The organism is Chelativorans sp. (genome assembly GCF_031180965.1).
Taxonomy (GTDB): domain Bacteria; phylum Pseudomonadota; class Alphaproteobacteria; order Rhizobiales; family Rhizobiaceae; genus Chelativorans.
Window position 1 is genome coordinate 1 of the sequence record NZ_JAPSLH010000032.1, and the last position, 24,429, is coordinate 24,429.

Sequence of the window (24,429 nt, forward strand, 5' to 3'; positions counted from 1 at the left end):
GCGCCGGAAGCGGATGACCAGGCTCGGCCTTCAAAGCTTCGGCGCGTTCAAGGCGTGTGCGTAGCTCCGGTTTGTCTTCACCGAGGTACCTGCTCACCATCTCGGTCCCGATCCGGAAGCGCTCGTAAAGATAGGTTCGTCCGTTGCGCCGTCGCTCCTCGATGGTGCCAATCAGGCTAGAGGCTTTTTCGTCGAGATGAAGACGCAGCAGGTCTTGATACGCCACGATGGCCGGTCGACTGTGAGCGATGATTTCCATACTTCTCCGTTCGGTGTGTGCATCAAGTTATATATTGCTGCACACACCGAATCAATGTGCATCAAAAAAATTACTGATGCACACGTCCCCGTTCCTCGGACGGCATGCTGTCACGCCGTTGATATACGCATCTTGCCGCCTCTGTGAGTGCCCAGCGATCATCGAGCATCATCAGACGGCGGTCTGAAGCAAACGTCGCTCCCGGTCGTTGCGAGCCCTTGAGGCCCATGCAATTCGCTGATCTCGCCTACGCTGTCGTACAACAGGGATGGTTCTGTCGCGTGGGCTTCCTCAATCCCGATCAACCCGTCCCGCTTCAGACCAGAAATTTGCATCCCGCTGCTCGTAGCTCGTCCAGGGGTACTTCAATCCGTTTGAAGTCGAATTAGCGACGCCTACGGCGTCTTGTCGGTGCCTCGCGCGGAACTCGAAGCCATAGCCGAACGAGCTGAGGCGAAAGCGGCGGCAGAAGCCCTCCAGATGGAGCAGACCATCTCCGGAACGCTGGACCGTTCATGGATCGATAAGCGGCTAGAGGCTCTGGGTTGCTCGGGAGGGTAGTCGGGAGTGGCTCTGCGCACGATTCACACGCTCCAGCCGACCATCCGGCAACTCTCGCGGTCTTCACTGCGTCCGTCCCTGAACCGCCATGATATCAGACTTCCGGAACTTCAAGGCGACAACGAGCCGAAGAAGTTCAGAAGCTATCCGACCTGCTAGTTTAAGTTGAACCATATTGCTTGTCGGTAATCAGCCGCGCACCTTCTGGGCCCGCGCAATCTCGCGCAGGAGTATGCGCTGCAACTGGAGCGCCTTGGGAGGCAGTGGCACACCTTCCTGCGAGATAATGCCAACCGTCCTCTTCACCGTCGGGTTTCTGATCGGGATGATGCGCAAGGAGTCGCTCACCGGTATTGCAGCGCGCGGCAACACGGTGATCGCCAACCCGCCAAGCACCAGGGCGCCTGCCATATAGGTGCGCTGGACTTCGTAGCACCAGTTCAGCTGGTGAGCGACCTCCCCTAAACTTTCGCTCAGGATAACCCCGTGGCTGGTGGTGTTCGAGACGCGCGCCAACCGATGTCCGGCAAGCTCTGCCCATGTCAGCTCCTGCCTGTCGGCCAGAGCGTGGTCGGCGGGCACGGCAGCCACGAAATCCTCATCATAGAGCCGCCGCTGCTTCTCCGCCCACCGCTGCGCGCCGAGGATTGTTAGCGCGAACTGTACTTCCCCCGCGGCCACCCGGTCGCTCAGCATGGCTGCATGCTCGTCATAGATCACAACATCCGTATCGGGGTTCTGCTCACGGAAAAGACGCAATACGCGCGGCAGGTAGAGTTCGCCGAGCGAGCCAAGGCAGCCGATGCTCACGCGCTCATGCGCCTTCTGCCCCTCGATCTTCAGGCTATCGTAGAGGGAGTTCAGCCGCATCATCATTTCGCGTGCCTTGGGGAAGAACTCCTGGCCGGCGCGGGTGAGCGTCAAGGTTCGGGTCGTGCGCTGAAAGAGGCTGACGCCCACGTCTGCCTCCAGCTTCTTTATGCGATGGCTGAGCGCGGTCTGCGACAGGTTCATGGCGACTGCCGCTCCGCGAAAGCTGCCGGATTCCGCGATCTGTATGAAGGCCTGCAGCCCCAGCACGTCCATCGTAGCTCCAGCTATTGATTAGTATCATTCACTAATACCCTCACAAGCTTCAATTTATCAACCAATCTGCCGGACATATTATCCCAAGCGGCCGGTCAGCACCGACATCCGTGGGAGGATTCATGATTTTCGAGCAGTACAACTGCCTCTGTTGCCGCTACCGCTCGCGCCGCTCTCTCGGGAACCGTCCGTCGTCAGGCTTGGCGCCCACGCACCATCTGAATGGGAACGGAGGAATTCGATGGGATCGATGAGCGAGGAGGGCGGCCGGCTTTTCTTCCAGGCAGAGACTTTCGAGACAAAGAGGCTGGAGCGCCGCAAGCCCTCCAGCCGTGTCATGCACGAGCCGGCGCAACCGGTGCCGGTCCACACCGAATGCGATGTGCTGGTTGTGGGTGGCGGCCCGGCGGGGACCGCGGCCGCCGTGGCGGCAGCGAGGCTCGGCGCGGATGTCGTGCTGCTCGAACGGTACAACCACCTCGGCGGGCTTTCCACGGGCGGGCTGGTCGTCTGGATAGACCGCATGACGGACTGGAGCGGCCGTCACGTCATCCGCGGGATTGCGGAGGAACTGCTGTCGCGACTGGACTCCAGCAAGATCGCCGGGCCGAGCCGAGCGGAATGGGGCTCACACGATCCCGACAAGGTCGCCTATTGGTCATTGCGCACGGCGGCCTATCACAACACGGTCACCCACTCGCCAACGCTGGATCCCGAATGGCTCAAGGCGGAATCCCTCGCTCTCGTGCTGGAAGCCGGCGTTCATCCGATCTTTCATGCCTGGGGCGCACGGCCTGTGGTCGAGGATGGCAGGGTTTCCGGCTGCATATTCGAGAGCAAGGAGGGACGGCGTGCCGTCCTGGCCAAAATTGTCGTCGATGCCACCGGGGATGGCGACCTTTATGCCCGTGCCGGCGCCGGCTTCGAAACCGAGGTCGATGCGCGTGACATCCATGGCTGCATGAACACCGCGTGGATGTTTGCCGGCGTGGACATGGATGCGTTCCTGCGCTTCAGGGCGCAAACCCCGGAACAGTTCTCCGCCTTCATGGCGCGGGGGCGCGAGGCGCTTCGCTTTTTTGAAAAGCCGGTCGTCTCATGGCGCAACGACATCGCCGTCTTCATGGGGCCGAGGCTTGCCGGCTACTCCGCCCTGAAGGTGGAGGACCTGTCCGAAGTCGAGATCCGAAGCCACCAGCTGATGCTCGAGCATCTTGCCTTCTACCGCCAGCATGCGCCCGGCTTCGGCGATGCCTATATCATGCTTTCGGCGCCGCAGCTCGGCGTGCGACATGGCCGGCGGCTGCAGGCCGTCAGCCGCCTCACCCGCGAAATGTGGGATGGTCGCGTGGCGCCGGACGAGATCGGCGTCTCGCCTTCTCTTGCCCCGAAATTCGCGAACATCTCCATCCCCTATGGCAGCATCGTGCCTCGTGATTTGGATGGCCTGCTCGCGCCGGGGCGGCATCTCGCCTGCGATGCGACCAGCCATTCGTTCATGCGGGAGATTCCGCAGTGCTGGCTCACCGGCCACGCGGCCGGTGTTGCCGCGGCCATTGCCGCAGACCGCGGTCTTCGCCCCGCCGACATCCCGATAGCAGATTTGCAGGAAAAGCTCCGCGCACAGGGAGCTTTTCTTAATTCCATGGAAGAACTAGCGGAAGCGAAAGCTGGTGGATACGATCGGTAGGTGGGCAAATCAATCACAGAAGAAAAAGGAAGTGAAACAAATGATCGCTGACATGTTCGGGAAGTGCTGGCGCGGGTTGATCGCCGGCATGGGCGCCTTTGCGCTGCTGGCGGTCCAGCCAGCCTCGGCCGCGGAGCCGGCACCCCTGGATCCACCTGTCGACGTGAAGGTCGCCTATGTGCCGATCATGAAGTTCGCCACGGCCTATGTCGCCGAAGCGCGGGGCATCTTCTCCAAATACGGGCTGAACGTCACGCTGGAGCGCGTGAAATCCGGAACGGAGGCGATCGCCTTTCTCGACCAGGGCAGCGTCGATGTGGGCGGCATCTCCATCGTGGCATCCCTGTGGTCGGCGTGGGATCGGGGCCTGGACGTGCGCATCATTGCGCCGGGTGCGCTCGATCCCATGACCAACGGCCCGACAAAGCTGATCGTGCGCAAGGACCTGTCCGATAGCGGCGAGGTCAAATCCATCGCCGATCTCAAGGGGAGGAAGATCGGCGCGGCGGGGGGACCCGGCAGCGGCGGCGAATTCTTCGTCAGCAAGGCGCTCGAGCAGGCGGACCTGACGATCCGCGACGTCGAATTGATCAATATCGGCAATGCGGATATGCCCGCGGCGATCCAGGGCAAGTCGCTTGACGCCGCCCTGCTGAGCTCGCCCTATTCGGACGAGGTCCTGAATGCCGGCACCGGCGTGGTGCTCGCGCAGGATTTCACGCCCGGCCTGATGACTGTCGCATTCGTTGCCTCGGGCAAGCTCATCAGCGAGCGGCCGGAGGTGGCGGAACGCTTCGTTCTGGCTCTTGCCGAGGCAGCGCGCATGATGCAGGGCGACGACTATCTCTCGCCGGAGAACATCGAGGCCTATGTGAAGCATACCGCTTCCACCGAGGAAGCACTGCGCAAGGGAGCGCCAGTCATCTACGATCCCAATATCGAAATTCCGGTTGAAGGGCTCGCGGACATGGAGCGCGTGCACCGGGAAAATGGTCGCACGGAATATGACGAGCCGCTCGACCTCAGCAAGGCAATCGACACGACCTTTGTCGACAAGGCGATCGCGGCCATCGGCAGGCAGTAGAACTGCCTTCTCTTGGATGGGCGGGCGCACCGATGCCCGCCCGCATTGCAGGGACAGCCAAATGACAAGGGCAAACGCCGTTGCCATGCCGAAGATATTAGCGCGCAACGTCTCCAAGATCTATCCGACCATCGATGGCGAGACCGTCGCGGTAAAAGACTTCAGTCTAGAAGTCGCCGATGGCGAGTTCGTGTGCATCGTCGGTCCATCGGGCTGCGGCAAGTCCACCTTTCTGCGGATGGTCGCCGGACTGGACGACATATCGGCGGGGTCGATCCGCGTTTCGCCCGGCGACGAGCCGGGAAAGCCATCGAACAGCGTCGTCTTCCAGGAGTATGCCATTTTCCCGTGGAAGACCGTCATAGACAATGTGGCCTTTGGCCTTGAGATGCGCGGCGTGTCGCGGACCAAACGGCTCGAGGTGGCCCGTTACTGGCTCGACAGGGTCGGCCTGGCGAAATTCGCGGGCTATTATCCTCACCAGATCTCGGGGGGGATGAAGCAGCGCGTCAGCATTATCCGCGCGCTGGCAAACGACCCGGAGGTCCTGCTGATGGACGAGCCGCTTGGCGCGCTCGATGCACAGACGCGCGTCGTGCTGCAGGAGGAATTGCTGCGCATCTGGGAGGAGACGCGCAAGACTGTGGTCTATATCACCCACAGCCTCGATGAGGCGGTGCTCCTCGGTGATCGCGTGATTCTGATGAGCGCCCAGCCCGGCCAGCATCTTGCCACGTTCAATATCGACCTGCCGCGCCCCCGCAGCATCGAAACCATCAACGGACCGCGTTTTGCCGAGTACCGCGCGATGATCTGGGAGAAGCTCAGTCACGAGGTTCGCCGCGCCATGGAGCAACAGCAATGAGCGAGCTTCCCCATTCCGCCGCGCAGGACGCAGGCCTGACGGTAAACTCCGCTGCCGTGCGTGACGCGGACCGTCGCGCCATTCTCCTTCTCTTCGGCGGCATAGTCGTCTTCAATTTGGCGCTTTTTGCGGTCGGCTTGTGGCGTCCGCTGGCCTGGTTGGCGATTGTCGCGAGTTTTGTGACACTGGTCCTGGTGTGCGAGCGCATCGGCCGCATGGTGTCTCCGCGCGCCCGGAGCGCCTATGAGCGGTCGCTCGCGTTCGGCTTTCCGCTGGCTGTTCTTGCCCTGTGGCAGATCGCCGGCGACACCGGCATGATCAACACAACCTGGTTCCCCCAGCCGAGCAAAATCGCCGCCGGCCTGTGGGACATGATCGTGCGCTATGACCGGCTGTCGGGCACCAGCCTTCTCGGGCGCCCATGGCTGATCCCCGAAGCCTTCTCGCAGAACGGCCTTGCCGGAGTTTGGGCACTGCTGTCGGAAAGCCATGTGCTGGCAACGGTCAGCCGCGTGCTGATCGGGTTCATCCTCGGCGCCGTGCCGGGCATCCTGCTGGGGGTCGTCATGGGTGTCAATCAGACGGTCCGGCTCATGCTGGATACCACCATCTCAGCTGTCTACGTTTTACCCAAGATCGCGATCTTCCCGATCGTGATGCTCATTTTCGCCGATCCGTTCGGCGAGGGACCGAAGATCCTCGTCGTGGCGCTGGCCGTTTTCATCCTGATGACGATCAACACGATGGCTGGCGTGCGCGGCATCGACAAGGTTTATCTGATGGCGGGGCGCAACTATGGAGCCAATGGCTGGCAGATGATGCGCCACGTCATCGTGCCGGGGGCTATGCCCGTCATATTCGCCGGGCTGCGGATCGCGCTCGGCACGGCGATGATCGTCATCATCTCCGTCGAGTTCCTGCGCGCGAAACAGGGCGTCGGCTTCATCACCTTCTACTATTGGGAGGTTCTCAACCCGGAAAAGATGTATGCGGGCCTCGTTGTGGTGATGCTGCTCGGCATCATGTTGACCTACCTGCTGCAATGGCTGCAGCGGAGAATGATGCCATGGCATCGATAGGAACCGCTGCCGCTCGGGGCGATGTGCTCACGGAGCTTTTCCCAGCATTCATCCAGCAGACGGTGGAGATTGGCGATGGCTCGACAATCCACACATTGAGCGCGGGCGAGGGGCCTCCGGTGCTCCTTCTACACGGCTACCCGCAGACGCTGGCGGCGTGGCACCGCGTGGCGCCGAAGCTGGCCGAGAGCGGGTTTCGCGTCATCGCTGCCGATCTGCCCGGATACGGGCGCAGCGCGCTGTCGCCTGCCGGTGCCGTACGGAGCGAACCATCCCGACGCACGATCGCCGCCTCTATAGCCGAAGCCATGGAAGCGCTTGGCCACAAGCGCTTTGCCATTGCCGGCCACGACCGTGGCGCACGGGCAGGCTACCGCCTCGCGCTGGATTTTCCCGATCAGGTGGCGGCATTCGCCTCGTTGACCGTGATCCCCACCCTTGATGTATGGGAGCAGATTGACGGTGGGTTCGCGGTCCGCGCACCGCACTGGTTCTTTTTCATGCAGCCGCCTGAACTGGTCGAGCGTCTGATCGGAGCCGACCCAATCTCTTATCTGGATCACGTTTTGGCTGGAATGGCCGGCGGCCTCGACAGGCTGGATCCGCGCGCGCTCGCCGACTACCGCGCGGCTTTCGCCAGCAAAAGCGTGCGGGAAGCCATCTTTGCGGATTATCGCGCTGCGCTCGGCATCGACCTTGAGCATGAGCGCGCCGACCGCGCGGCGCGGCGTATGCTCGAATGCCCGGTGCTTTATCTCTGGAGCGCCGGTAACGGCTCCGATGACCCGCCATCCGTCTGGCGCCGCTGGGCCGCGGATGTCTCTGGCGAGGGGCTGGAAGGCGGACATCTGCAGCCGGAACGGGCTTGCGACAAAGTCGTCGAAGCCCTCGTCCCATTCCTTCACCGCTGCTTTGCACGCGGTGCTGCACAGCTTTAGGAGCATACATGAAGGTTGCATTGATCACGGGCGGCGCTGGCGCCGTCGGCGCGGCCACGGCGCGCATGCTTGCCAGTGATGGGTTTTCAGTGGTCCTTGCAGACAAGGCAGAGGAAGCCGCGCAGCTTGTTGCCGAGGAAATCCGCAGCAATCACCCCGTCGAAGCCGTTGCGGAGCCGGTCGATCTCTCGATACCTGGCGCCGTGGCGGCGCTGGTCGCGCGTGTAGGAGAACGCTTCGGCAGGCTCGATTGCCTCGTTAACAATGCCGGTCGAAGCGGGGCGCCGAAGATCGCCGAGGTCGACCTCGACGAATGGAACGCCGTTATGGCCGTCAATCTCACGGCACCGATGCTCCTCGTCAAAGAGGCGCTGCCGCTGATGCGCCGGACAGGCGGGGGCAGCATCGTCAATGTCGCATCCCGGGTCTATCTGAGCGGCACCGGCCTCGGATATGCTTCCAGCAAGACGGGGCTTATCGGCCTCACAATGGCCCTGGCTGTTCAGCTCGGCAGGGACCGCATCCGCGTCAATGCGGTGGCGCCGAGCTTTCTCAACTCCCCCTTCAACAAGAAAGCCGTCGAGGCGAATAACGACCTCGTCGAATCCTTCATCAGGATCACACCCCTGGAGCGAGTCGGCACGCCGGAGGATGTAGCCGGGGCTATCGCCTTCCTTGCCTCCGACCGCGCATCCTTCATCACCGGCGATATCCTCCATGTTTGCGGAGGTGCGCAGCTCGCGCCGCAGCCCGGATAGGACGGGCTGGTCAGCCCGGTCCCGCCGTTGCTTTCCTGCGGTTGAAGATCCTGCCCCAGAGCGGCGTCTGGTTCAGGATAAGCAGCAGGAAGGCTATCGTAAGCACGAGCGAGATGGGATTCACGAAGAACGACGTGAAGAAGTCCATCAAGTCGCCTCGCGACGACAGGATGGCCCGCCTGAACGAAACATCCATGAGCGGACCCAGGATCACGCCCAGGATGACTGGACCCGGCTCGAAGCCATAAACCTTCATGAAGTAGCCGAGAACGCCGAAGGCCAGCATCCAGTAGACGTCGGTGAAGCTGTTCTGGATCGTATAGGTGCCGACCACCGACAAAAGGATCACCAGCGGGATCAGCAAGCCGCGCGGCATTGTCATGATCCTGGTGAAGATGCGCACGCCCGTGAGGCCGATGATGAGCAACAGGCTGTTGGCGAGCACGAGAGCGCCCACGATGAACCAGAAGAGGTGCGGCGTGTCGACCATGAGCATCGGGCCGGGGCGCAGCCCATGAATGAACAGCGCGCCGATGAACAGCGCGGTGACGGCGTCCCCGGGAATACCGAGCGTAAGCATCGGCACGAACGCCCCGCCGATCACGGCATTGTTGGCGGATTCGGGCGCGACGAGCCCTTCGTAAGCTCCCTTTCCAAAGGGGCGGCTTGGATTCTTCACGGTTCGCTTTGCCTGGTCGTAGGCGATCAGCGCCGCGATGTCGCCGCCGGCGCCGGGCAATGCGCCTATGATGACGCCGATGGCGGAGCTGCGAATCGAGAGAGGCAGATACTTCCGCACCTCCTTCCAGGCGGGAACGATCTTGGAGACCTGCTGCTTTATCGGATCGATGTGCAGATCGCGCAGCTGATAAAGAGCCTCGGCGACACCGAAGAAGCCGATCATCGCAGCGATATAGGATATGCCCCCGAGCATGCTGACGCTGCCGAAGGTCAGGCGCGGCTGGGCCGTCAGGTTGTCGAGGCCGACCAGGCCGATGAGCACGCCGAGCGCTGCCGCGAAAATACCCTTTGCCAGTGATCCTCCGGAAAGGCCTCCAACGAGCAGCAAGCCTATCATGGCCAGCAGCAGGAAATCCCGTGGAGCGAACTGCAAAGCAATTCCCGAGACCATGGGAGCGCCCACGGCGAGGATGGCGATGCCGATATAGCCGCCGATGACCGAAACCACGGTGCTGATGCCGATCGCCTTTCCAGCTTCTCCCAATTTTGCCAGAGGGTAGCCGTCGAAGGCCGTTGCAACTGCGGCGGGCGTGCCCGGGATGTTGAGCAGGATCGCCGTTCGACTGCCGCCATAGACGCCGCCGCAATAGACGCCCACCATCATCGCCAGAGCGGCATTGACGTCCCACGAGAAGGTGAAGGAGATCAGCACCGATACGGCCATCGTGACCGAAATGCCTGGAATTGCCCCGGCATAGACGCCAGCGAACGTGCCGACCGCGACGATGAGGAGCAGGCTGGGATCGAGCCAGCTCATGAGAAAGTAGCTGAGGGTCTCGGGCATCTGCGGCGCTCCCGGTCAGGGCAGGTAGATCTGGAAGATGAACCTGAAGACGATGTAGACGAATACCAGCGAAGCCGCCGTGGCAATCGCCGCCTTGAGCAGGCCCTTTTGGTGGAGCACGGCGAACGACACGCAGAGGAACACCGCTGATGCTATCCAGAACCCGGCGATCTCGAGCGCCAGGACGTATGCAGCGCAAAGCAGGACGTATCCGATCATCGGCAAGGTGACGATCTTGGGGAATCGCTCAGTGAGCGGCGGCTTCTCCTCCGTTCCGCGCGGTCGCGCGAAAGCGCGCACCAGAAGCGAAAGGATGCAGAGGACCATCACCGCCGCCGCGATCATCGGAAATGTGCCGGGGCCGCTCAGGGCGCCAAAGCCCTCGATCCGCCACGCCTCCCAGAGGAGGACGCAGGATGACGCGAGCAGCACGACGTAGAACGGAATTGCGCCGGGGACGCGTGATTGAAACTCGTTCATCGCTAGACTCCATTGCGACGGCGGCGTGGGCTTCAGCCCCGCCGCAACGATTCACCCCTGCAATATCCAAGCGAACCGTTCAAGGGCACTCGATGCCGATCCGGTCGGGAGAGAATCGGCATCGCCGATTTCTTGCAAGATCCAGTTCGTCACTGACAGTCAGCCCTTCAGGAACGCGTCAGCTTCTTTGCCGCTGATCGCCATCTCCATCATTCCGATCTGGTGACGAAATTGTTCACGCGCTCGTTCTCGGCCGCGATCATGATCGCAGCCGCATGGCAATGACATTCCGTGACATGAGCTCCTCCACGCAAAGTTACTTGCCTGGTAACGTCTCCCGGCTGGGAGTTCTATACTGTGAACAAAGACATACACAAGAACAAATTTTTGTGCAAAGTAGCTCGGTGCGGTATGTAGTCGGGGACGTGGACCTGAGACATCGCCGCTCAAGTCGGAGGATCGATGCTCATGGATCTAAGCATTGCACGCCGAATCGCCCTTCCGGCGGTGGGCGTAGGCTGTGGCAGTCTCGCCAACGCCGCGGGCGCGGCGTCATTTGGTGAGATGATCGACTTGGCTGTCAGCGAAGGCATCCGCTATTTCGATACAGCCGCGCTCTATCTGGGCGGCGAAAGCGAGCGGCGGCTGGGCGCTGCGCTTGCGGCTCATACTGACGAGAGCTTCACCGTCTCCACCAAGGTTGGGCGAACACAGAACCATACCGGATCGAGCATTGATCCCAGCGGCAAGAATTCCACGTGCGACTACACGGCCGCCGCGACATGTCGTTTGGTGGAAACAAGTCTGCGGAACCTGCAGCGTGACCGGCTCGACCTTGTCATGATCCACGATCTGACGAGGGAATTGCATGATGATCGCTACGAACAGCGCTTCGAAGAAGCGATGATCGGTGCCTACGAAGCGCTGAAGGACCTGCGCGAGGCCGGCACGATCGGTGCCATCGGCGTCGCCACCATGGAGTGGAGGAGTTGCCTTGATTTCGCACGCGCGGGTAATTTCGATGCATTCATGCCGGCCGGGCAGTACACGCTGCTCCACCGCGAATGCACGCCGCTCCTGGATCACTGCTTCCAAACGGGAGCTGCCGTGATTGCAGCTTCGCCGTTCAATTCAGGCATCCTGGCGACAGGGGCAGTGCCCGGCGCATTCCACAACATGCGCGAGGCCACGCCTGACGTGCTCGCCAGAGTCGCAGCAATCGAGGCGATCTGCAGCCGCCACCGCGTTCCCCTTCCGGCGGCTGCTTTGCAGTTTCCCACGCGGCACCCGCCGGTATCGACCGTGGTTTTCGGAAGCCGTTCGGCAGACGAATTGCAGCGGAATCTCGACCTCCTCGCTATGCCCATCCCGGAAGGGCTGTGGGAGGAACTCGAACAGGACGCGGCGTCACGCCCAGGTTGATCGGGAAGCGGTTCCGGCGCGATGCGTGGATTGGATCAGATCGATCCCCCGCTGCATGTCGGCAATGGGATCGCTGGAGATGATCTCCAGGATCGCCGCGCCGTCGAAAGGCTGCTCGGCGATGGCTTCTACTATGGCGGCGAAATCCACCGAGCCTTTGCCCAGGGGATCATGGCGCCAGGCTGTGCGGGTGGCGTCCGACAGGTGATACTGTCCGATGAGCGGACCCCATCGCCGAATTGCCGCGGACTGATCTTCGCCGATGAATTCCGCATTGGCCACGTCATAAGCTATCAGCGCGAAAGGTGAGTGGAGGCTGCTGACCCACTCGCCCAGCGCATCTGCGGTCGGGACGGGAGTCTGCGGGTGCGACTCGAAAAACAGCCGGCAATTGGACTCGCCTGCAGCCTCGAGCAGCGCAATCGACGTTTCGGTGAGATAAGCGAGGCTGTCGGCGCGATCGGGCGCCATAAGGCCTGAGACACGGCCGGGAACGACCACGACGCCGCGCGCCCCGAGATCCGCCGCAAGAGCGATCGTCTTCTTGTAGGCGAAAACCGTGAGCGCGCGGACTTCCGGTACGACGCTTGCAAGATTGAAGTCCAGTGCCGGCAGGTTGAGTGACTCGATCCGCAGGCCCTCTCCCTCCAGCATCCGGCGCAGCTCTCGCCGCGCGGGGGCGCCGAAATCGTCGAACCACAGGTGGCCCGCGGCGAGGAGGACGTCGAAATCGTTGAGGGGAATGCTTGAAAGCCGCTTCATCGATGCAAGGGCGGGTTCGCGCCAAAGAAACGAGAAGGTGCTGCCTCCCAGTTTGAGCTTCATTCTGCGGCCCCTATGTGAAAATTCTAACGGGTCGTGCCCGCGCGATGCAGGCGCTGATGAATGCTGTCGACCGCCTTGCGAAGGGTGACGATGCACAGATCCCGCGTAGCGGCGTCGAACCGCGCCACCGGCACCGCAACGTTGATCGACGCCATCGGATAACCGGATTTGCTAAGGATCGGGCGTGCTACGCCGGCAATGCCCGGTGTGAACTCCTCGACGACAAAAGCGACGCCTTGGCTGCGCACCTGCTCGAGATCCCGCCTCAGATCGTCAGCGTTGGTGATTGTGTTCGGCGTTACCTGCTCGAAAGTCACCCGGGCTAGATATTCCTCCAGCATCTCGTTCGGCAGGAACGCCAGGAGAGCCTTTCCGCCGGAGGTAGCGTAGAGCGGCGCCGTATCCCCCTGGCGCATGTGGTAGAGGAGGCGGTGAGGGCTCATGACGCAGGCGACCACTTCCGACTTGTCGCCTTTGATATAATTCAGAGCACAGGATTCCTGTGTCTCGGATGTGACCCAGGCGAGCGTTCCCTGTGCGATCGACACCAGGTCGTTGCCCTCGTTGATCCGTGTCGCCAGTTGCACGATGGCGGGGCCGAGGGCGTATCCCTTAGTGGCCGGCACGTAGGTCAGGTAATCGCGGCTCACCAGCGTCTTCAGAAGCTGGGTGAGGCTGCTCTTGGGGATTCCAAGTTCCTCGGCAATGGCGGTATGTGTCTTCTCGGCGTCCCAGCGTCCGAGGAACTCGAAGAGATCCAATACCCTGGTCGCGGATTTGACCGCACCGTCCTCGGTTGCCGGTGGTCGCGCGCGCGTAGGCAGTTCCTGCTGGTCCATTCTCATCTTCCGCTTTGCCGGCCGAGAGACCCCCGCCGAAGTCTCTACTCTTTTGCCGGGTGCTTTACATATCGAACTTGTTCACATAATCGAACAATATCGCAAGAGGAAATGCAGGTCCATTCTGAGAGTCATCGGGGCGGTTTCAAGCCACGCCGCCCGCCGGAGCGGAGAACGCAATGCTTGAACGCTACAGCGGCGCAACGCGCGTTTATTTCATTCTCGGCCACCCCATCGCCCAGGTGAAGGCCCCGGCAGGAATGACGCGCTTTTTCGAGGAGCATGGCCGCGACGCGATTTGCGTTCCAATTGATGTCCCGCCTGCCGATTTCGAGGCGTTCGTCGCGGCCGCTGCCGCGCTGCTCAATGTCGATGGCTTCGCAATCACCATTCCGCACAAATTCGCCGCCGCGCGCGTGTGCGCCACCATGTCTGAGCGCACGCGCCTACTCACCTCATGCAACATCATGCGCCGCAATCGCGATGGCACATGGCACGGCGATATGTTGGACGGCGTCGGCAGCGTCGGGGCCATGCGGGCGAATGGCTGCACCATCGAGGGCAAACGTGCGCTGCTGGTCGGCGCCGGCGGCGCCGGCAGCGCGATCGGCCTTGCCCTTCTCGACGCAGGCGCCTCCGAACTCGCGGTGCACGATGCCGATCCGGCCAGGCGCGATGCACTGATTGCGCGGCTGCGGGAGCGGCATGGTGAAAAGGTGGTCACCGGCTCTGCCGACCCGAAAGGCTTCGCTGTCGTTGCCAACGCCACCCCCGCAGGGATGGCTTCGAGCGATTCCCTTCCGCTCGACGTGGAACGGCTGGACGCCGGCGCCTTCGTCAGCGACGTGATCACCGTGCCGGAGGTGACACCGCTGCTGCAGGCGGCACGGGAGCGCGGTTGCGGCACCTCGACCGGTGTCGAGATGTTCCTGGCCGCGCGCCGCTCCATGTATGATTTCTGGTTTGAGGGAGCCTGACTGCAGGCAGCCGCCTCAGCGCCTTCCTAGCCTGCCGTTCGCGGAACAGAGATGCTGTTTTGCGAGCGACTCGCGATCCAGTGCAGAAGCGAGCTGGTAAACGGTCAGCGTTGTCGCCGCTTCGGAGAGCCTCATCCCATTCAGCCGGTCGACAAGGCCGGGTAGGCCCGCCTTGAACGCCTCCGCGTCGAAGCTCTCGAACAGAATTGCTCCAGCCTCCGGAAGGGCGGGTGTCTCCCCGCCGACGGTAAAGGGCACCGGCGGCACGGAAGGGTCCCGCTCAAGCAGGTGGACCGCTATGACAGACGGTTCCTCGAGGAACCCGCGCAGCCCTGTCTGCAGGTCCGGGGTTGTGGGGTTGACATCCTCGCCAAACACCATCGCCGCAAGAATGCTGCCCAGTCCCCCTCCGTATGATGCCTCCCGCGTGCAGCAAAGGCGAAAGAACCCGCGAAAGGATGGCCGCATGGACCGGGACCATTCCGTGGGATTTTCAAGAAGATGCCGGTAGGCCTCGCTCGCCAGAACGCCGGTGTCTTCCAGATCGTAAAGGGTAAAGTATTCGTGGAGCGGACCTTGCAGCCGGCGGTAGCGTCGGGCGCTGCACATGCCGGGCACCGAAAGCCTTTCCGGCACGTGCTCGCGTGTGTGCCAAATGTTGTATTCGGCGGCGCGCTCAGGATCCACACCGTTCCACAGTGCAATGAACGCCGTGCCTCGAAAACCCATCATCTTCAGCGTTACCTCTTTGCCTCGACCTGCACCTGATGAGCTGGCATTTCACCCACCCGCGTCCGCGGGTATCGCAGCCAGTTTCATGCCGCTCAGGTCTTCGCAGGCGCCAGGACGAAATCATAGTTGAGATGCCGGCAGGGGCGCTCCTGCACGGTTCCGTCCGGAGCCGGTCCCGCGGGCAGGTGCTCGAAGCGGCTGATGAGAGAGTCCTTCACCCCGAACACCACGTCCGAATCCAGATACGGGTCTCCTTCCACGAAGACATGGGTGACGAGTGTCTCGAAGCCGCCATGGCCGATCATGAAGTGCACGTGGCCCGGACGGTAGGGATGACGCCCTTGGAGCTCGAGCATCTTGCCGACCGGCCCGTCATGCGGAATAGGGTAGGCGGCCGGCATGGTGGTCCAGAAAGAGAATGAACCGTCATCGCGTGCGCGCAGGCGGGCGCGCATGTTGGGCCCCTCCGCCTCGGTGTGCTGGACATCGTAATATCCATCCTCATCCGAGTGCCATACGTCGATCACGGCGCCTGCCAGCCCGTTTCCATGGGTGTCCCGCACGGAACCGGTTACCAGGAGAGGCTCACCGTCCGTGCCGGCGGAGATATTCGCCCCGTTTGGAAATTCGGGCGGGTTCTGCACGTAGAACGGACCGAGCACCGTCGTCTCGGTCGCCCCGTCGGGCAGGCGATGGTTTATGGCATCGACGAGCATGGAAACGCCGAGCGTATCCGACAGCAGGATGAACTCCTGGCGCTTGTGGTCCGTGATGTGTCCCGCGGCTGTGAGGAATTCGATCGCCTGCGCCCACTCCGCCTGAGTCGGCTCGATCTCGCGTACAAAATCGTGCAGGTGCCGTACCAACGATTCGCTTATTTGCCGGATACGCGGATTGGTCGTGGCCGAAAGGCTGGCAATGACCGCCTGTGTGATGGTGTGTTCGTCGAAATTCCGCATCCATTCCTCCCAGTCAGGTTCAGCCTGCCGTGGCCGGTGGTTGACCCGACCATGCTCGAATGAGGAGATCCCGGATGCGGTCGCGTTCGATAGGGGCGGGGTTCCAATAGGGGTCGGAACCTGCTGCCTGGTCAACCGCCGCCTCGATGCCGCTTTCCGGCATGCCGATTTCCGCCAGGCTCGTGGGCGCTTCGAGCCTGACGTTCAGCTCGTAGAGGCCGCTGGCGGCGTGCTCGACACCGAGCGCCGCGGCAATGCGCGCCATGGCCTCGGGTGCGGCCTGGCTGTTGTAAGCCACCGCATGCGGCAGGATCACCGAATGCGTATCGGAATGGGGAAGGTCGAACAAGCCGCCGAGCACGTGGCACAGCTTGTGATGGAGCGCCATGCCGACCGAACCAAGGCACGCACCGCACAGCCACGCCCCATAAAGCGCATCGCTCCGGCTTTCGCGATCGTGCGGCCGTTCATGGATGACCGGCAGGCTGCGTGCCAAGGCGCGGACGCCTTCTTCCGCCATAAGCGAGATGACCGGGTTTCTGTCCTTGGCATAAAGCGCTTCGACGGCATGGGCGATCGCATTGATGCCGGAGGTGATCGATATTCCAACCGGCAGCCCGACCGTCAGTTCGACGTCATAGATGACGCTTTCGGGAAGGACTGCCGGGGACCGCAAGGTGGTCTTCACCCCGTTTTCCGTCTGGCCCAGGATCGGCGTCACTTCGGAGCCGGCGTAGGTCGTGGGGATGGCGATCTGCGGCAAATCCGTTCGCAGGGCCAGCGCCTTGGCAAGGCCGATGGTCGAGCCGCCGCCGATGGCCACTATGCCGTTGCACCCTGCCGCCCGCAGCCGCTCCAGTGCCGTTTGCGTGACGTCCGTCGGCGTATGCATGCGCGCGCCGCTGAAAAACCCGCCGCAGCGCTCTCCCAGCAGCTCGCACGCCCGACGCGCCATGTCCTCCTGCTGCGGTGTGGAAAGCACCAGAGCATTGTCGATGCCAAGGTGTTGCGTCTCGTTGGGCAGCAGGCCGAGCGTTCCCGACCCGTAGGCCACCCTCATAGGCAGGGCCTCATAGAAGAAGGGCTGCATCACCGGCTCCTCGCGATCAGGGCAACTTCCTACTCATCCCATCTGAGCGCTTTACCGCTCAGCCAGCGCGCCCCCTCGGCATAGAGCGCCTCGACCTTCGGGCCAGTCAGCCCCGGCATGTCCATCTTGATCTTATAGCCGATCTCCGACTGGATGTAGGCGAGGTGCCGATAGCCTTCGGGGAAGGAGGCGAGGCGGTCGGCATCGAACTTCAGCGATGCGGCGGCGGTATCGACAGGGTCGATCCTGTCCTTTTCATAGATTGGCTGTCTTAGCACCAGGCCCCACCGGCCGTCGCGCTTTTCGAGAAAATCATAGAAGCGGCCGGTGCACACCACATCGCAGGTGACACCCTGAACCTCCGCCCGCTGCGAGATCGTCATCTTCGTCTGCGAGATGGCCCGGGTTCCGCTCAGCTCGATGGACATGCCGCCCAGGAAATGCAGGATTCTGACGCCCTTTTCGAACCCCTCACGGCTCACGCGGATGAAGTCGTCGGCGGAGCCTTGAAACCAGGTGGCCATCATCCGCCCGTCATCGTGCCACACGCTGCGAAACTTTTCCCAAAGACCTGCGTCACGCCACACGACCCAGTTCTCAACCAGCTCCCTGATCGCTTCGCGATCCCACCGAGCAACATCGTTCATGCAAACCTCCACCATCCTCAGTGCACATAAGAGAACATCTTCGCCATGTAAACCGAATTGTTCTTATATGCGGCCTAATTCGTAACTGTGAATTAGAGCTGGCTGCGGGCTAATGGATGGGCTAAGAGGTGGAAGCCGCTTGCTCACGGCCCAAAGGCTGCCGAGTGGGCGTCCCAGAACTCCCCAGAAGAAGGTGTAAATTGTCTGTACTTTCGCTGCACCACCTGACGATGATCGATGCCCACCCTCTGGACCTCATCGACGCGGCGGCTGCCGGCGGATTCAGCCATTGCGGCATCCGTCTCATCCCCCCTCGGAAGGGAGACCCCTTCATTGACGTCCTCAGCGACCCAACCGAAATCCCTGCCATCGGGCGGCGCCTTCGCGAAACTGGCATAAGGCTCTTGGACATCGAGGCGGTCTGGATAGCCTCCACCACCGACCTTGAGACGCTTCGCGCCCCCTTCGAGGTCGGCGCACGGCTCGGGGCAGAATATGTCCTTGTGGTCGGCTATGACGACAACAGAGCGCGGCTTCTGGAAAGCTTCGGCCATGTATGTGAGTTGGCCCGTTCGTTGGGCCTGAAGGTGGCGCTGGAGTTCATCACCTACACGAGCCTGAAGACGCTTGATGAGGTAGCTTCCTTCATCAAGGAGGCTGCGCAGCCCGATGCAGGCATGTTGATCGATGTTCTTCAGTTCTTCCGCGCTGGTTGCAAGCCTGAGGAGATCGCGCAATACGATCCCAAGCTCTTCTCCTACCTTCAGATCTGCGACGGGCTCGCGCAAGCGCCTGTCACAATCGAAGACCGCCGCTTTGAGGCGCGCAGCAATCGGCGCCTGCCGGGCCGCGGCGAGTTGCCTGTCTCTGCGCTGATGCACGCCCTGCCGCGCGGACTGCCGATAAGCCTTGAGGCGCCGACGCCCGAACTGAACGGCTTCGAGTTCCGGGAGCAGGGCCGGATCGCGGGGGAGGCGACCCGGACGTTTCTTTCCGAATGCGGCGTCAAGAGCTGATCTGGCCGCGGGCGCTGCCGCTTGGTCACCAAGCTGCCGTTCGATCCTCTCTCCCGGCAGCGTGCGACGCCGCGATATAGCCGAACACGATGCCCGGACCGAGCGTGATCCCCGGCCCCGGATATACGCCCCCCATCACCGACTGCATATCGTTGCCGATGGCGTAGAGATTTTCGATCGCCGAGCCATCCGCGCGCAAGATGCGCGCGTTCTCGTCCGTGACAAAACCCTCTGCGCTGCCGATAGGGCAGGGGAAGAGCTTCACGGCATAATAAGGCGGGGTCGCAATCTTTCCGAGCGTTGGGTTGGGACCATGCGAGGCATCGCCATTGGCGCGCTGGTACACGGTCGAGCCCCGGTCGAATTCGGGGTCCATGCCGCTTTCCGCGTATTCGTTCATCCGTGCGATGGTTTGCTCGACATTTGCGGCGTCTAGGCCGAGCCTGTCGGCCAGTTCGCGAGGAGTAGTGCCCATCGTGACGTAACCTGAGGCGAGATATTCCTTCAGGCCGCGCGCCCCTGGCCTCACCATGCCGAGGCCGTATTTCTGGACCGCAACCGAGTCCGCGATGATATAGGCAGGGATCGTCGCACCGTTCTTGTTGTGCTCGATCATAGCCGCGCCGAAGAGATGATAGGAGATACTCTCGTTGACGAAGCGCCGTCCGTTGCGGCCGACGCACACGGTGCCCGGCTTGCTGCGGTCGAAGACGAAATGCGGAAACACCGCCAGCGACCCGTCGGGCCGCCGGTTGATCGAGCACGGCGCCCAGAAGCAGGGCTGCCACGCCTCGGTGCCGTAATGGCCGCCTAGCTTCATCGCCATCTCATGCAACTCGCCCTTCGGCCCGGGAGCGCCGGGCCCAAATTCAGGCAGCCCGGCAGGCAGTTTTTGCTTCCGCATCTCCGTGTTGCCGGCAAAACCGCCGGTGGCGAGCACCACGCCGCGCGATAGAAGAATCCTGCGCGTTGCGCCACCTTGCTCGACCACGATCCCGTCGACACGTCCATTCATCTCGATCAGCTGATCGACCCGGGCATCGACCATTATGTCCACGCCCGCATTTTTCGCAGCCAGGAGCAAATGGCCGACGAGAGCGTTCCCCATCACCAGCCGGGTACCCCGCCGATAGCGCATCCGGTCGGCAGCATAGCGCCCGACCAGCCTCAGCGACCGCAGGAATGATTTGGCCGAGCGCGTCATCGTCAGCAGGCTGGCGATGTCGTCCTTGTCCACCATCAAGCCGCCGAAAATTGTGAATTCAGGGATCGGCGGTCGTACAAGATCGAGATCCTTGCCGAGCAGGCGTCCGTCGAACGGCGTCGGTTCCAGCGCCCGTCCGCCGGTCGTCGCCCCTTCGATCTCGGAAAGATAGTCCGGGTGGAAAGGGCGCGGCCGCAACCTTATGCCGGCACGATCTTCGAGAAAGGCGATCGCCTCCGGTCCGGCGCTAAGAAACCTGTCCCGCATGGCCTTCGGCGAATGATTGCCGACAGCGCGGTCGAGATAGCCGGATGCCTTCTGAAAATCGTCTTCCGCACCCAATGCCTGCGAATGCCGTGTGTTCGGCACCCACAGTGTTCCCGCCGAATAGGCGGAGGTGCCGCCGACATGCGACGTTCGCTCGACCAGAAGAACCCGACATCCTAAAAGGGCAGCGGTCGTGGCGCAGGCGAGCCCCGGTGCGCCTGCGCCGAGCACCGCGAGATCGTAACGGGCTTCACTTGGGAGGGTAGAAAGAGAGATGGTGGGCACTTTTTACTCCAAGCGGAGGCAGAGTCGGCGGCGGATAGCGGGGAGTTTGGTGCAGCGAGGTCAGATGAGCTGTAGCGCGTTCCTGTAGTTTGGCTCCATCTCGCCGATATGTGCCGTGAGAGAACCGCGAAGGGCGGCCGCGTCACGCTTATCGACGGCTTCGACCATTTCGAGATGTTCTTGAAACGTCCTTTGCCGATGCTCCCTGGGTCGGATGGCGCCAGCGAGCCTTGAGCAGGATCCGGCTCGCATTGTACGTGTCCTGGCCTGACATGTTAGGCATAGGCGCCGAAGCTGAAGCGGCGAGGCTGAGGCCCCGCCGCTGATTTTCGCTATGGCGTTCTGGAAAAAAGTCCCGCTTACGGCCTGGGAATGCCGACTTCTTCCGGAGAGACTTTCGCATCCCCCGTGTCCTGCAGGATCCAGCTCGTCACGGATTGCCACCGCTTCATGAACTCGTCGGCTTCCGCGCCGCTGATCCCCATCTTCACCATGCCCGACTTCTGAATAAAATCGTCCACCCTTTCGACCTCGACCGCTTTTGCGAACGCCTCGGTGAGGGTCTTCTTTACCTCATCCGGCGCATCACGCTTGACGAATACGCCCTGGAACGAACCCCACGGGAGGTACTGTCCCAGTTCAGGATACTCGTTGGTGATGGGCGGAATGTCGGGGAACTGCGCGAGCGACTCCTTGTCCAGGACGACAAGGCCGCGGACGCGCCCGGCGCGCAGCAGCTCGGCCGCCGCCGGAAGGCTTACCGGCATAAAGTCGACATGGCCGCCTTGCAACGCGGTGAGGCCAGGACCTTCACCGTCGAACGGAACTTGCGTGACCTCACCCTCCACCACCGAATTGAGCATGCCCATCGACACCGCCGGCGAACCGCCAGGACCGGTTGCGCCCATCCGGATCTGGCCCGGGTTGGCCTTGATGTCATTGACGAGTTCGGTCAGCGTCTTCCACTTGGCATCGGGATTCACGACGAACACCTGAATGTTGCGGCCGACGATGATGACCGGGTAGAATTCGTTGTAATCGAGATTGGAAAGGCCCAGCACCTTGTGCAATTGGGGGTTCTCGGCGCCGAAGAGGATATTGTATCCGTCCGACGGCCTGGAATGCACGTATTGCATCGCGATGGCGCCGACACCGCCGGGTCTGTTCACTAGGACGATTTTTGCGCCGAGAATCTCCTCGGCGGCCGGTGACATCACACGTGCGAGGTTATCCGTGGCACCGCCCGCGCCCCACATGATCGTGCCCTGGATGTCGCGACTGGGATAATCCTGCGCAAGGGCAGGGCCCCCGATCAGCAAGGCAGCGACGGCCGTCATTATTGTTCTCAACATGTTTCCTCCTATTCAGGTATTCGCCGGTCGACAATATCATCGTAATCGTATTATTCTAGTGTGTGAACAAGTTCACAAGCTTGTCAAGCCAATTGGTTGGGACAAGGCGAACAGGTTCGGCGGGTGGTCAGCTCTTCGGCATCCCGGCAGGCCTCAGCTGACGCTTCTGCGCGGCAATGCGGAATGGGGCATTGGCCGCGCCGTAGCCGTGATAATCGCCGCGCCGCTGAACCACCTCGAAGAAGAAGCCCTCGCCATAATTGGTGCTGTAGAACTGGAAATATTCGCCGCCTTCGTCCCGGTCGTAGAGGATGTTGTGCGATCGCAGCTGATCCGACAGCGCCGGATCGATGCCGAACCGTGCCTCGAGGTCGTCATAGTAGTTGGGGGAGATCTCCAGCGGGCGGAAACCGAGCTTCCGCATCGCCGTAGCGCTCGCAAAGATATCGCTGCTGGCGAAGGCGAGGTGCTGCACGGACGAACCGAAGCTCTCCGCGATGAAGTGGCCCGCCAGCGTCTTGCGGTTTTCGGCGCCGTTGAGGGTGAGCCGGAGCGTGCCATTCTCGCTCTCTATGACCTGGCTGCGCACCAGCCCGCCGGGATCGATGACGTCCACCATCGGCGACTTCCGGGTGCGGAAGATGGCCGTGTAGAACAGGATCCAGGTCAGCATCTCCTCATAGTTCATCGTCTGGGCGATGTGGTCGACGGCGACAAGGCCCGCGTCGGCCGCCAACTTTTTCTCCGGCAGCGGATCGAATTCGATATCCCAGACGCGCGAGAGTTCGCTGTCGATGAAATAGATCACGCCGCCGCCCACGCCCCGGATGGCGGGGATTGCCAACTCGCCCGGCCCGCGCTTCTGCTCGAAGGGTTCCGCCCCGAGCGCGCGGGCGCGCGCCACCGTTGCCTGCGCGTCCTCGACACGGATGCCGAACGCATAGGCATTCGCTCCGTGAACGAGATAGGAGGAATGGGCGAAGCCCTCGTGCTCCGTATTGATGACGATGTTGATGCCGGAGGCGGCGGGGCCCTGCCGCCAGAGCATCACGTCCTTGTTGCGGTGCTTTGCCTGCGCCGCAAAGCCCATGGTCGAAAGCAGCTGACCAAGCTCGCCCGCTTCCTCGTCATTGGCTGCGAATTCAACGAATTCCACCCCCTCCACCGGGATCCGGTCGGGCATGTCGGGGACGTCGATTGCAATTGCGTAAGCGTCGGCGCGGCGGACCTGATCCATCAGGTTCACCAGCGCCCGCCTGCCATCCACCGCGATCGATTTGGGGGAGCCGCCGCGGAACTGGTCGTTGAAGATTTCGAGCGAGAGCGGGCCGTCATAGCCGGTGACCGCCACGGCGCGCATGAAATCGACCACGGGCAGGTCGCCCTGGCCTGGCATGTTGCGATAGTGCCGACTCCAGGAGAGCAGGTCCATTTCCATATAGGGGGCATCGGCAAGCTGCACGATGAAGATGCGGTCGCCGGGGATGGCGCGGATCGTCTCGACGTCGAGCTTGCGCGCCAGCGTGTGAAAAGAATCGAGGATGAGACCGATATTGGGGTGGTCGGCGCGCCTGACAATCTCCCATGCGTCGCGATGATCGTTGATGTGGCGCCCCCAGGCGAGCGCTTCGTAGCCGACCCTCAAGCCCCGCTTCGCCGCGCGCTCGCCAAGCTCATGGAAGTCCGCTGCGGCGCGGTCAATGCCGCCGAGAGCGGCCGGCGAGACGTTGGAGCAGATGAGCATTAGGTCGGTGCCGAGCTCGGCCATCAGGTCGAATTTGCGCTCGGCCCGGTCGAAAGCGCGCGAGCGCTGGGGTTCGGGCAGACCCTCGAAATCGCGGAACGGCTGGAACAGCGTGATCTCCAGACCGTGGTCGCGGATCATGCTGCCGACTTCGGCCGGCGTGCCGTCGAAGGCGAGGAAATCGGTTTCGAAAATCTCGACGCCGTCGAAACCGGCAGCGGCGATCGCCGCCAGCTTCTCGCGCAGGTCGCCGCTGATCGATACCGTGGCGATGGACGTCTTCATGTCTCGCGCCCCCGGATCATCTCGATCAAAGCCTCCACTGCCAGCGCGTAGCCGCGCGGCCCGAGCCCGGCCAATACAGCGGTGGCGACGCTGGAGACGAGCGAGCGGTGGTAGATTTCCTCGCGCCGGTGGATATTCGAGATGTGGAATTCGATGATGGGCCCGGGAAACATCTTCAGCGCGTCGAGCAGCGGGATCGACCTGAAGCTCAGGCCTGCCGGATTGATGATGATGCCCGCGCCCTCGTCTATGGCTTCATGGATCCAGTCGACAAGCTGATGCTCGGCATTCGACTGGTGGAACCGCACGGAGGTATGGCCCGCGGCCTCGCGGCACATCGCCTCGACCTCTGCGAGCGTCGTGGTGCCGTAGATTTCCGGCTCGCGTTTTCCAAGGCGGTTGAGATTCGGTCCGTTGAGGATGAAAATCGGCTTGATGGTCATAGTCACCTACCTTTCCG

23 protein-coding genes and 1 pseudogene are annotated in these 24,429 nt (G+C 62.3%); 9 read left to right on the forward strand and 15 right to left on the reverse strand.

The window, feature by feature from the left end; genetic code table 11:
• Positions 1 to 259: pseudogene (locus RIN79_RS18470) on the reverse strand (hypothetical protein); the annotation flags it as partial.
• 750 nt (positions 260 to 1,009) lie between these two features.
• A complete protein-coding gene (locus tag RIN79_RS18480; RefSeq protein WP_309086161.1) occupies positions 1,010 to 1,906 on the reverse strand; it encodes a LysR family transcriptional regulator in 897 nt (298 codons plus the stop codon).
• Between the two features lie 241 nt (positions 1,907 to 2,147).
• Here RIN79_RS18480 and RIN79_RS18485 point away from each other — a divergent pair, with 241 nt between their 5' ends.
• The 6 genes from RIN79_RS18485 to RIN79_RS18510 all read left to right on the forward strand — a co-directional run bounded on the left by RIN79_RS18485 (position 2,148) and on the right by RIN79_RS18510 (position 8,320).
• Entirely contained in the window at positions 2,148 to 3,596 is a 1,449-nt protein-coding gene (locus RIN79_RS18485) for an FAD-dependent oxidoreductase (RefSeq protein ID WP_309086162.1), read from the forward strand.
• 40 nt (positions 3,597 to 3,636) lie between these two features.
• Entirely contained in the window at positions 3,637 to 4,680 is a 1,044-nt protein-coding gene (locus tag RIN79_RS18490) for an ABC transporter substrate-binding protein (RefSeq protein ID WP_309086163.1), read from the forward strand.
• Positions 4,681 to 4,741: 61 nt separating this feature from the next.
• Complete coding sequence (locus tag RIN79_RS18495; protein WP_309086164.1) at positions 4,742 to 5,545, forward strand: ABC transporter ATP-binding protein; 804 nt, start codon at positions 4,742 to 4,744, stop codon at positions 5,543 to 5,545.
• Positions 5,542 to 6,624 (forward strand): ABC transporter permease, encoded by a 1,083-nt coding sequence (locus RIN79_RS18500; RefSeq protein ID WP_309086165.1) that lies wholly within the window; start codon positions 5,542 to 5,544, stop codon positions 6,622 to 6,624. Before RIN79_RS18495 ends, RIN79_RS18500 begins: the two co-directional genes overlap by 4 nt.
• A gap of 62 nt (positions 6,625 to 6,686) precedes the next feature.
• Entirely contained in the window at positions 6,687 to 7,562 is an 876-nt protein-coding gene (locus RIN79_RS18505; protein WP_375165975.1) for an alpha/beta hydrolase, read from the forward strand.
• Positions 7,563 to 7,570: 8 nt separating this feature from the next.
• Positions 7,571 to 8,320, forward strand: coding sequence for an SDR family NAD(P)-dependent oxidoreductase (locus tag RIN79_RS18510; RefSeq protein WP_309086167.1), 750 nt, complete (start codon positions 7,571 to 7,573; stop codon positions 8,318 to 8,320).
• 10 nt (positions 8,321 to 8,330) lie between these two features.
• Here the strand turns inward: RIN79_RS18510 and RIN79_RS18515 are convergent, their stop codons facing one another.
• Positions 8,331 to 9,845, reverse strand: a complete 1,515-nt coding sequence (locus RIN79_RS18515) for a tripartite tricarboxylate transporter permease (RefSeq protein ID WP_309086168.1) — start codon at positions 9,843 to 9,845, stop codon at positions 8,331 to 8,333.
• Between the two features lie 15 nt (positions 9,846 to 9,860).
• Entirely contained in the window at positions 9,861 to 10,325 is a 465-nt protein-coding gene (locus RIN79_RS18520; protein WP_309086169.1) for a tripartite tricarboxylate transporter TctB family protein, read from the reverse strand.
• A 462-nt stretch (positions 10,326 to 10,787) separates the two neighbouring features.
• Between RIN79_RS18520 and RIN79_RS18525 the strand changes: the two genes are divergently transcribed.
• On the forward strand, positions 10,788 to 11,747 hold the full coding sequence (locus tag RIN79_RS18525; protein WP_309086170.1) for an aldo/keto reductase: 960 nt from the start codon (positions 10,788 to 10,790) through the stop codon (positions 11,745 to 11,747).
• Here RIN79_RS18525 and RIN79_RS18530 read toward each other — a convergent pair.
• A complete protein-coding gene (locus tag RIN79_RS18530) occupies positions 11,733 to 12,572 on the reverse strand; it encodes a sugar phosphate isomerase/epimerase family protein (protein ID WP_309086171.1) in 840 nt (279 codons plus the stop codon). The two genes, RIN79_RS18525 and RIN79_RS18530, sit on opposite strands and share 15 nt — an antisense overlap.
• A gap of 23 nt (positions 12,573 to 12,595) precedes the next feature.
• Positions 12,596 to 13,411 carry an IclR family transcriptional regulator gene (locus RIN79_RS18535; RefSeq protein WP_309086172.1) on the reverse strand — a complete coding sequence of 272 codons (816 nt, stop codon included), beginning with the start codon at positions 13,409 to 13,411 and terminating at the stop codon, positions 12,596 to 12,598.
• A 179-nt stretch (positions 13,412 to 13,590) separates the two neighbouring features.
• Between RIN79_RS18535 and RIN79_RS18540 the strand changes: the two genes are divergently transcribed.
• Positions 13,591 to 14,388, forward strand: a complete 798-nt coding sequence (locus RIN79_RS18540; protein WP_309086173.1) for a shikimate dehydrogenase — start codon at positions 13,591 to 13,593, stop codon at positions 14,386 to 14,388.
• Between the two features lie 15 nt (positions 14,389 to 14,403).
• Here the strand turns inward: RIN79_RS18540 and RIN79_RS18545 are convergent, their stop codons facing one another.
• The 4 genes from RIN79_RS18545 to RIN79_RS18560 form a co-directional block, all read right to left on the reverse strand.
• A complete protein-coding gene (locus tag RIN79_RS18545; RefSeq protein WP_309086174.1) occupies positions 14,404 to 15,120 on the reverse strand; it encodes a DUF4286 family protein in 717 nt (238 codons plus the stop codon).
• 92 nt (positions 15,121 to 15,212) lie between these two features.
• On the reverse strand, positions 15,213 to 16,079 hold the full coding sequence (locus tag RIN79_RS18550) for an intradiol ring-cleavage dioxygenase (RefSeq protein WP_309086175.1): 867 nt from the start codon (positions 16,077 to 16,079) through the stop codon (positions 15,213 to 15,215).
• Between the two features lie 19 nt (positions 16,080 to 16,098).
• On the reverse strand, positions 16,099 to 17,172 hold the full coding sequence (locus RIN79_RS18555) for a maleylacetate reductase (protein ID WP_309086176.1): 1,074 nt from the start codon (positions 17,170 to 17,172) through the stop codon (positions 16,099 to 16,101).
• Between the two features lie 26 nt (positions 17,173 to 17,198).
• Entirely contained in the window at positions 17,199 to 17,816 is a 618-nt protein-coding gene (locus RIN79_RS18560; RefSeq protein WP_309086177.1) for a nuclear transport factor 2 family protein, read from the reverse strand.
• A gap of 200 nt (positions 17,817 to 18,016) precedes the next feature.
• Here RIN79_RS18560 and RIN79_RS18565 point away from each other — a divergent pair, with 200 nt between their 5' ends.
• Positions 18,017 to 18,832: a TIM barrel protein gene (locus tag RIN79_RS18565; RefSeq protein WP_309086178.1), complete on the forward strand. Its 816-nt coding sequence runs from the start codon at positions 18,017 to 18,019 to the stop codon at positions 18,830 to 18,832.
• 25 nt (positions 18,833 to 18,857) lie between these two features.
• On the opposite strand, the gene RIN79_RS18570 is transcribed toward RIN79_RS18565, so the two are convergent.
• The 5 genes from RIN79_RS18570 to RIN79_RS18585 form a co-directional block, all read right to left on the reverse strand.
• Entirely contained in the window at positions 18,858 to 20,588 is a 1,731-nt protein-coding gene (locus RIN79_RS18570) for an FAD-dependent oxidoreductase (RefSeq protein ID WP_309086179.1), read from the reverse strand.
• 60 nt (positions 20,589 to 20,648) lie between these two features.
• Complete coding sequence (locus RIN79_RS21635; protein ID WP_375165974.1) at positions 20,649 to 21,032, reverse strand: FCD domain-containing protein; 384 nt, start codon at positions 21,030 to 21,032, stop codon at positions 20,649 to 20,651.
• Positions 20,948 to 21,925, reverse strand: a complete 978-nt coding sequence (locus RIN79_RS18575) for a tripartite tricarboxylate transporter substrate binding protein (RefSeq protein WP_309086180.1) — start codon at positions 21,923 to 21,925, stop codon at positions 20,948 to 20,950. The genes RIN79_RS21635 and RIN79_RS18575 overlap by 85 nt, the downstream gene beginning before the upstream one ends.
• 142 nt (positions 21,926 to 22,067) lie before the next feature.
• Positions 22,068 to 23,969 carry a bifunctional sugar phosphate isomerase/epimerase/4-hydroxyphenylpyruvate dioxygenase family protein gene (locus RIN79_RS18580; protein WP_309086181.1) on the reverse strand — a complete coding sequence of 634 codons (1,902 nt, stop codon included), beginning with the start codon at positions 23,967 to 23,969 and terminating at the stop codon, positions 22,068 to 22,070.
• Positions 23,966 to 24,412 carry a type II 3-dehydroquinate dehydratase gene (locus RIN79_RS18585; RefSeq protein WP_309086202.1) on the reverse strand — a complete coding sequence of 149 codons (447 nt, stop codon included), beginning with the start codon at positions 24,410 to 24,412 and terminating at the stop codon, positions 23,966 to 23,968. The genes RIN79_RS18580 and RIN79_RS18585 overlap by 4 nt, the downstream gene beginning before the upstream one ends.
• Positions 24,413 to 24,429 lie beyond the last annotated feature (17 nt).

What these genes read in the sequence shown, in the direction of transcription:
- RIN79_RS18485 (WP_309086162.1), top strand. Translation starts at nt 2,148, where the DNA reads ATGGGATCGATGAGCGAGGAGGGCGGCCGGCTTTTCTTCCAGGCAGAG.
- RIN79_RS18545 (WP_309086174.1), bottom strand. Translation starts at nt 15,120, where the DNA reads ATGATGGGTTTTCGAGGCACGGCGTTCATTGCACTGTGGAACGGTGTG.
- RIN79_RS18495 (WP_309086164.1), top strand. Translation starts at nt 4,742, where the DNA reads ATGACAAGGGCAAACGCCGTTGCCATGCCGAAGATATTAGCGCGCAAC.
- RIN79_RS18585 (WP_309086202.1), bottom strand. Translation starts at nt 24,412, where the DNA reads ATGACCATCAAGCCGATTTTCATCCTCAACGGACCGAATCTCAACCGC.
- RIN79_RS18520 (WP_309086169.1), bottom strand. Translation starts at nt 10,325, where the DNA reads ATGAACGAGTTTCAATCACGCGTCCCCGGCGCAATTCCGTTCTACGTC.
- RIN79_RS18540 (WP_309086173.1), top strand. Translation starts at nt 13,591, where the DNA reads ATGCTTGAACGCTACAGCGGCGCAACGCGCGTTTATTTCATTCTCGGC.
- RIN79_RS18490 (WP_309086163.1), top strand. Translation starts at nt 3,637, where the DNA reads ATGATCGCTGACATGTTCGGGAAGTGCTGGCGCGGGTTGATCGCCGGC.
- RIN79_RS18530 (WP_309086171.1), bottom strand. Translation starts at nt 12,572, where the DNA reads ATGAAGCTCAAACTGGGAGGCAGCACCTTCTCGTTTCTTTGGCGCGAA.
- RIN79_RS18580 (WP_309086181.1), bottom strand. Translation starts at nt 23,969, where the DNA reads ATGAAGACGTCCATCGCCACGGTATCGATCAGCGGCGACCTGCGCGAG.
- RIN79_RS18575 (WP_309086180.1), bottom strand. Translation starts at nt 21,925, where the DNA reads ATGACGGCCGTCGCTGCCTTGCTGATCGGGGGCCCTGCCCTTGCGCAG.
- RIN79_RS18550 (WP_309086175.1), bottom strand. Translation starts at nt 16,079, where the DNA reads ATGCGGAATTTCGACGAACACACCATCACACAGGCGGTCATTGCCAGC.
- RIN79_RS18500 (WP_309086165.1), top strand. Translation starts at nt 5,542, where the DNA reads ATGAGCGAGCTTCCCCATTCCGCCGCGCAGGACGCAGGCCTGACGGTA.
- RIN79_RS18560 (WP_309086177.1), bottom strand. Translation starts at nt 17,816, where the DNA reads ATGAACGATGTTGCTCGGTGGGATCGCGAAGCGATCAGGGAGCTGGTT.
- RIN79_RS18510 (WP_309086167.1), top strand. Translation starts at nt 7,571, where the DNA reads ATGAAGGTTGCATTGATCACGGGCGGCGCTGGCGCCGTCGGCGCGGCC.
- RIN79_RS18515 (WP_309086168.1), bottom strand. Translation starts at nt 9,845, where the DNA reads ATGCCCGAGACCCTCAGCTACTTTCTCATGAGCTGGCTCGATCCCAGC.
- RIN79_RS18525 (WP_309086170.1), top strand. Translation starts at nt 10,788, where the DNA reads ATGCTCATGGATCTAAGCATTGCACGCCGAATCGCCCTTCCGGCGGTG.
- RIN79_RS18480 (WP_309086161.1), bottom strand. Translation starts at nt 1,906, where the DNA reads ATGGACGTGCTGGGGCTGCAGGCCTTCATACAGATCGCGGAATCCGGC.
- RIN79_RS18535 (WP_309086172.1), bottom strand. Translation starts at nt 13,411, where the DNA reads ATGGACCAGCAGGAACTGCCTACGCGCGCGCGACCACCGGCAACCGAG.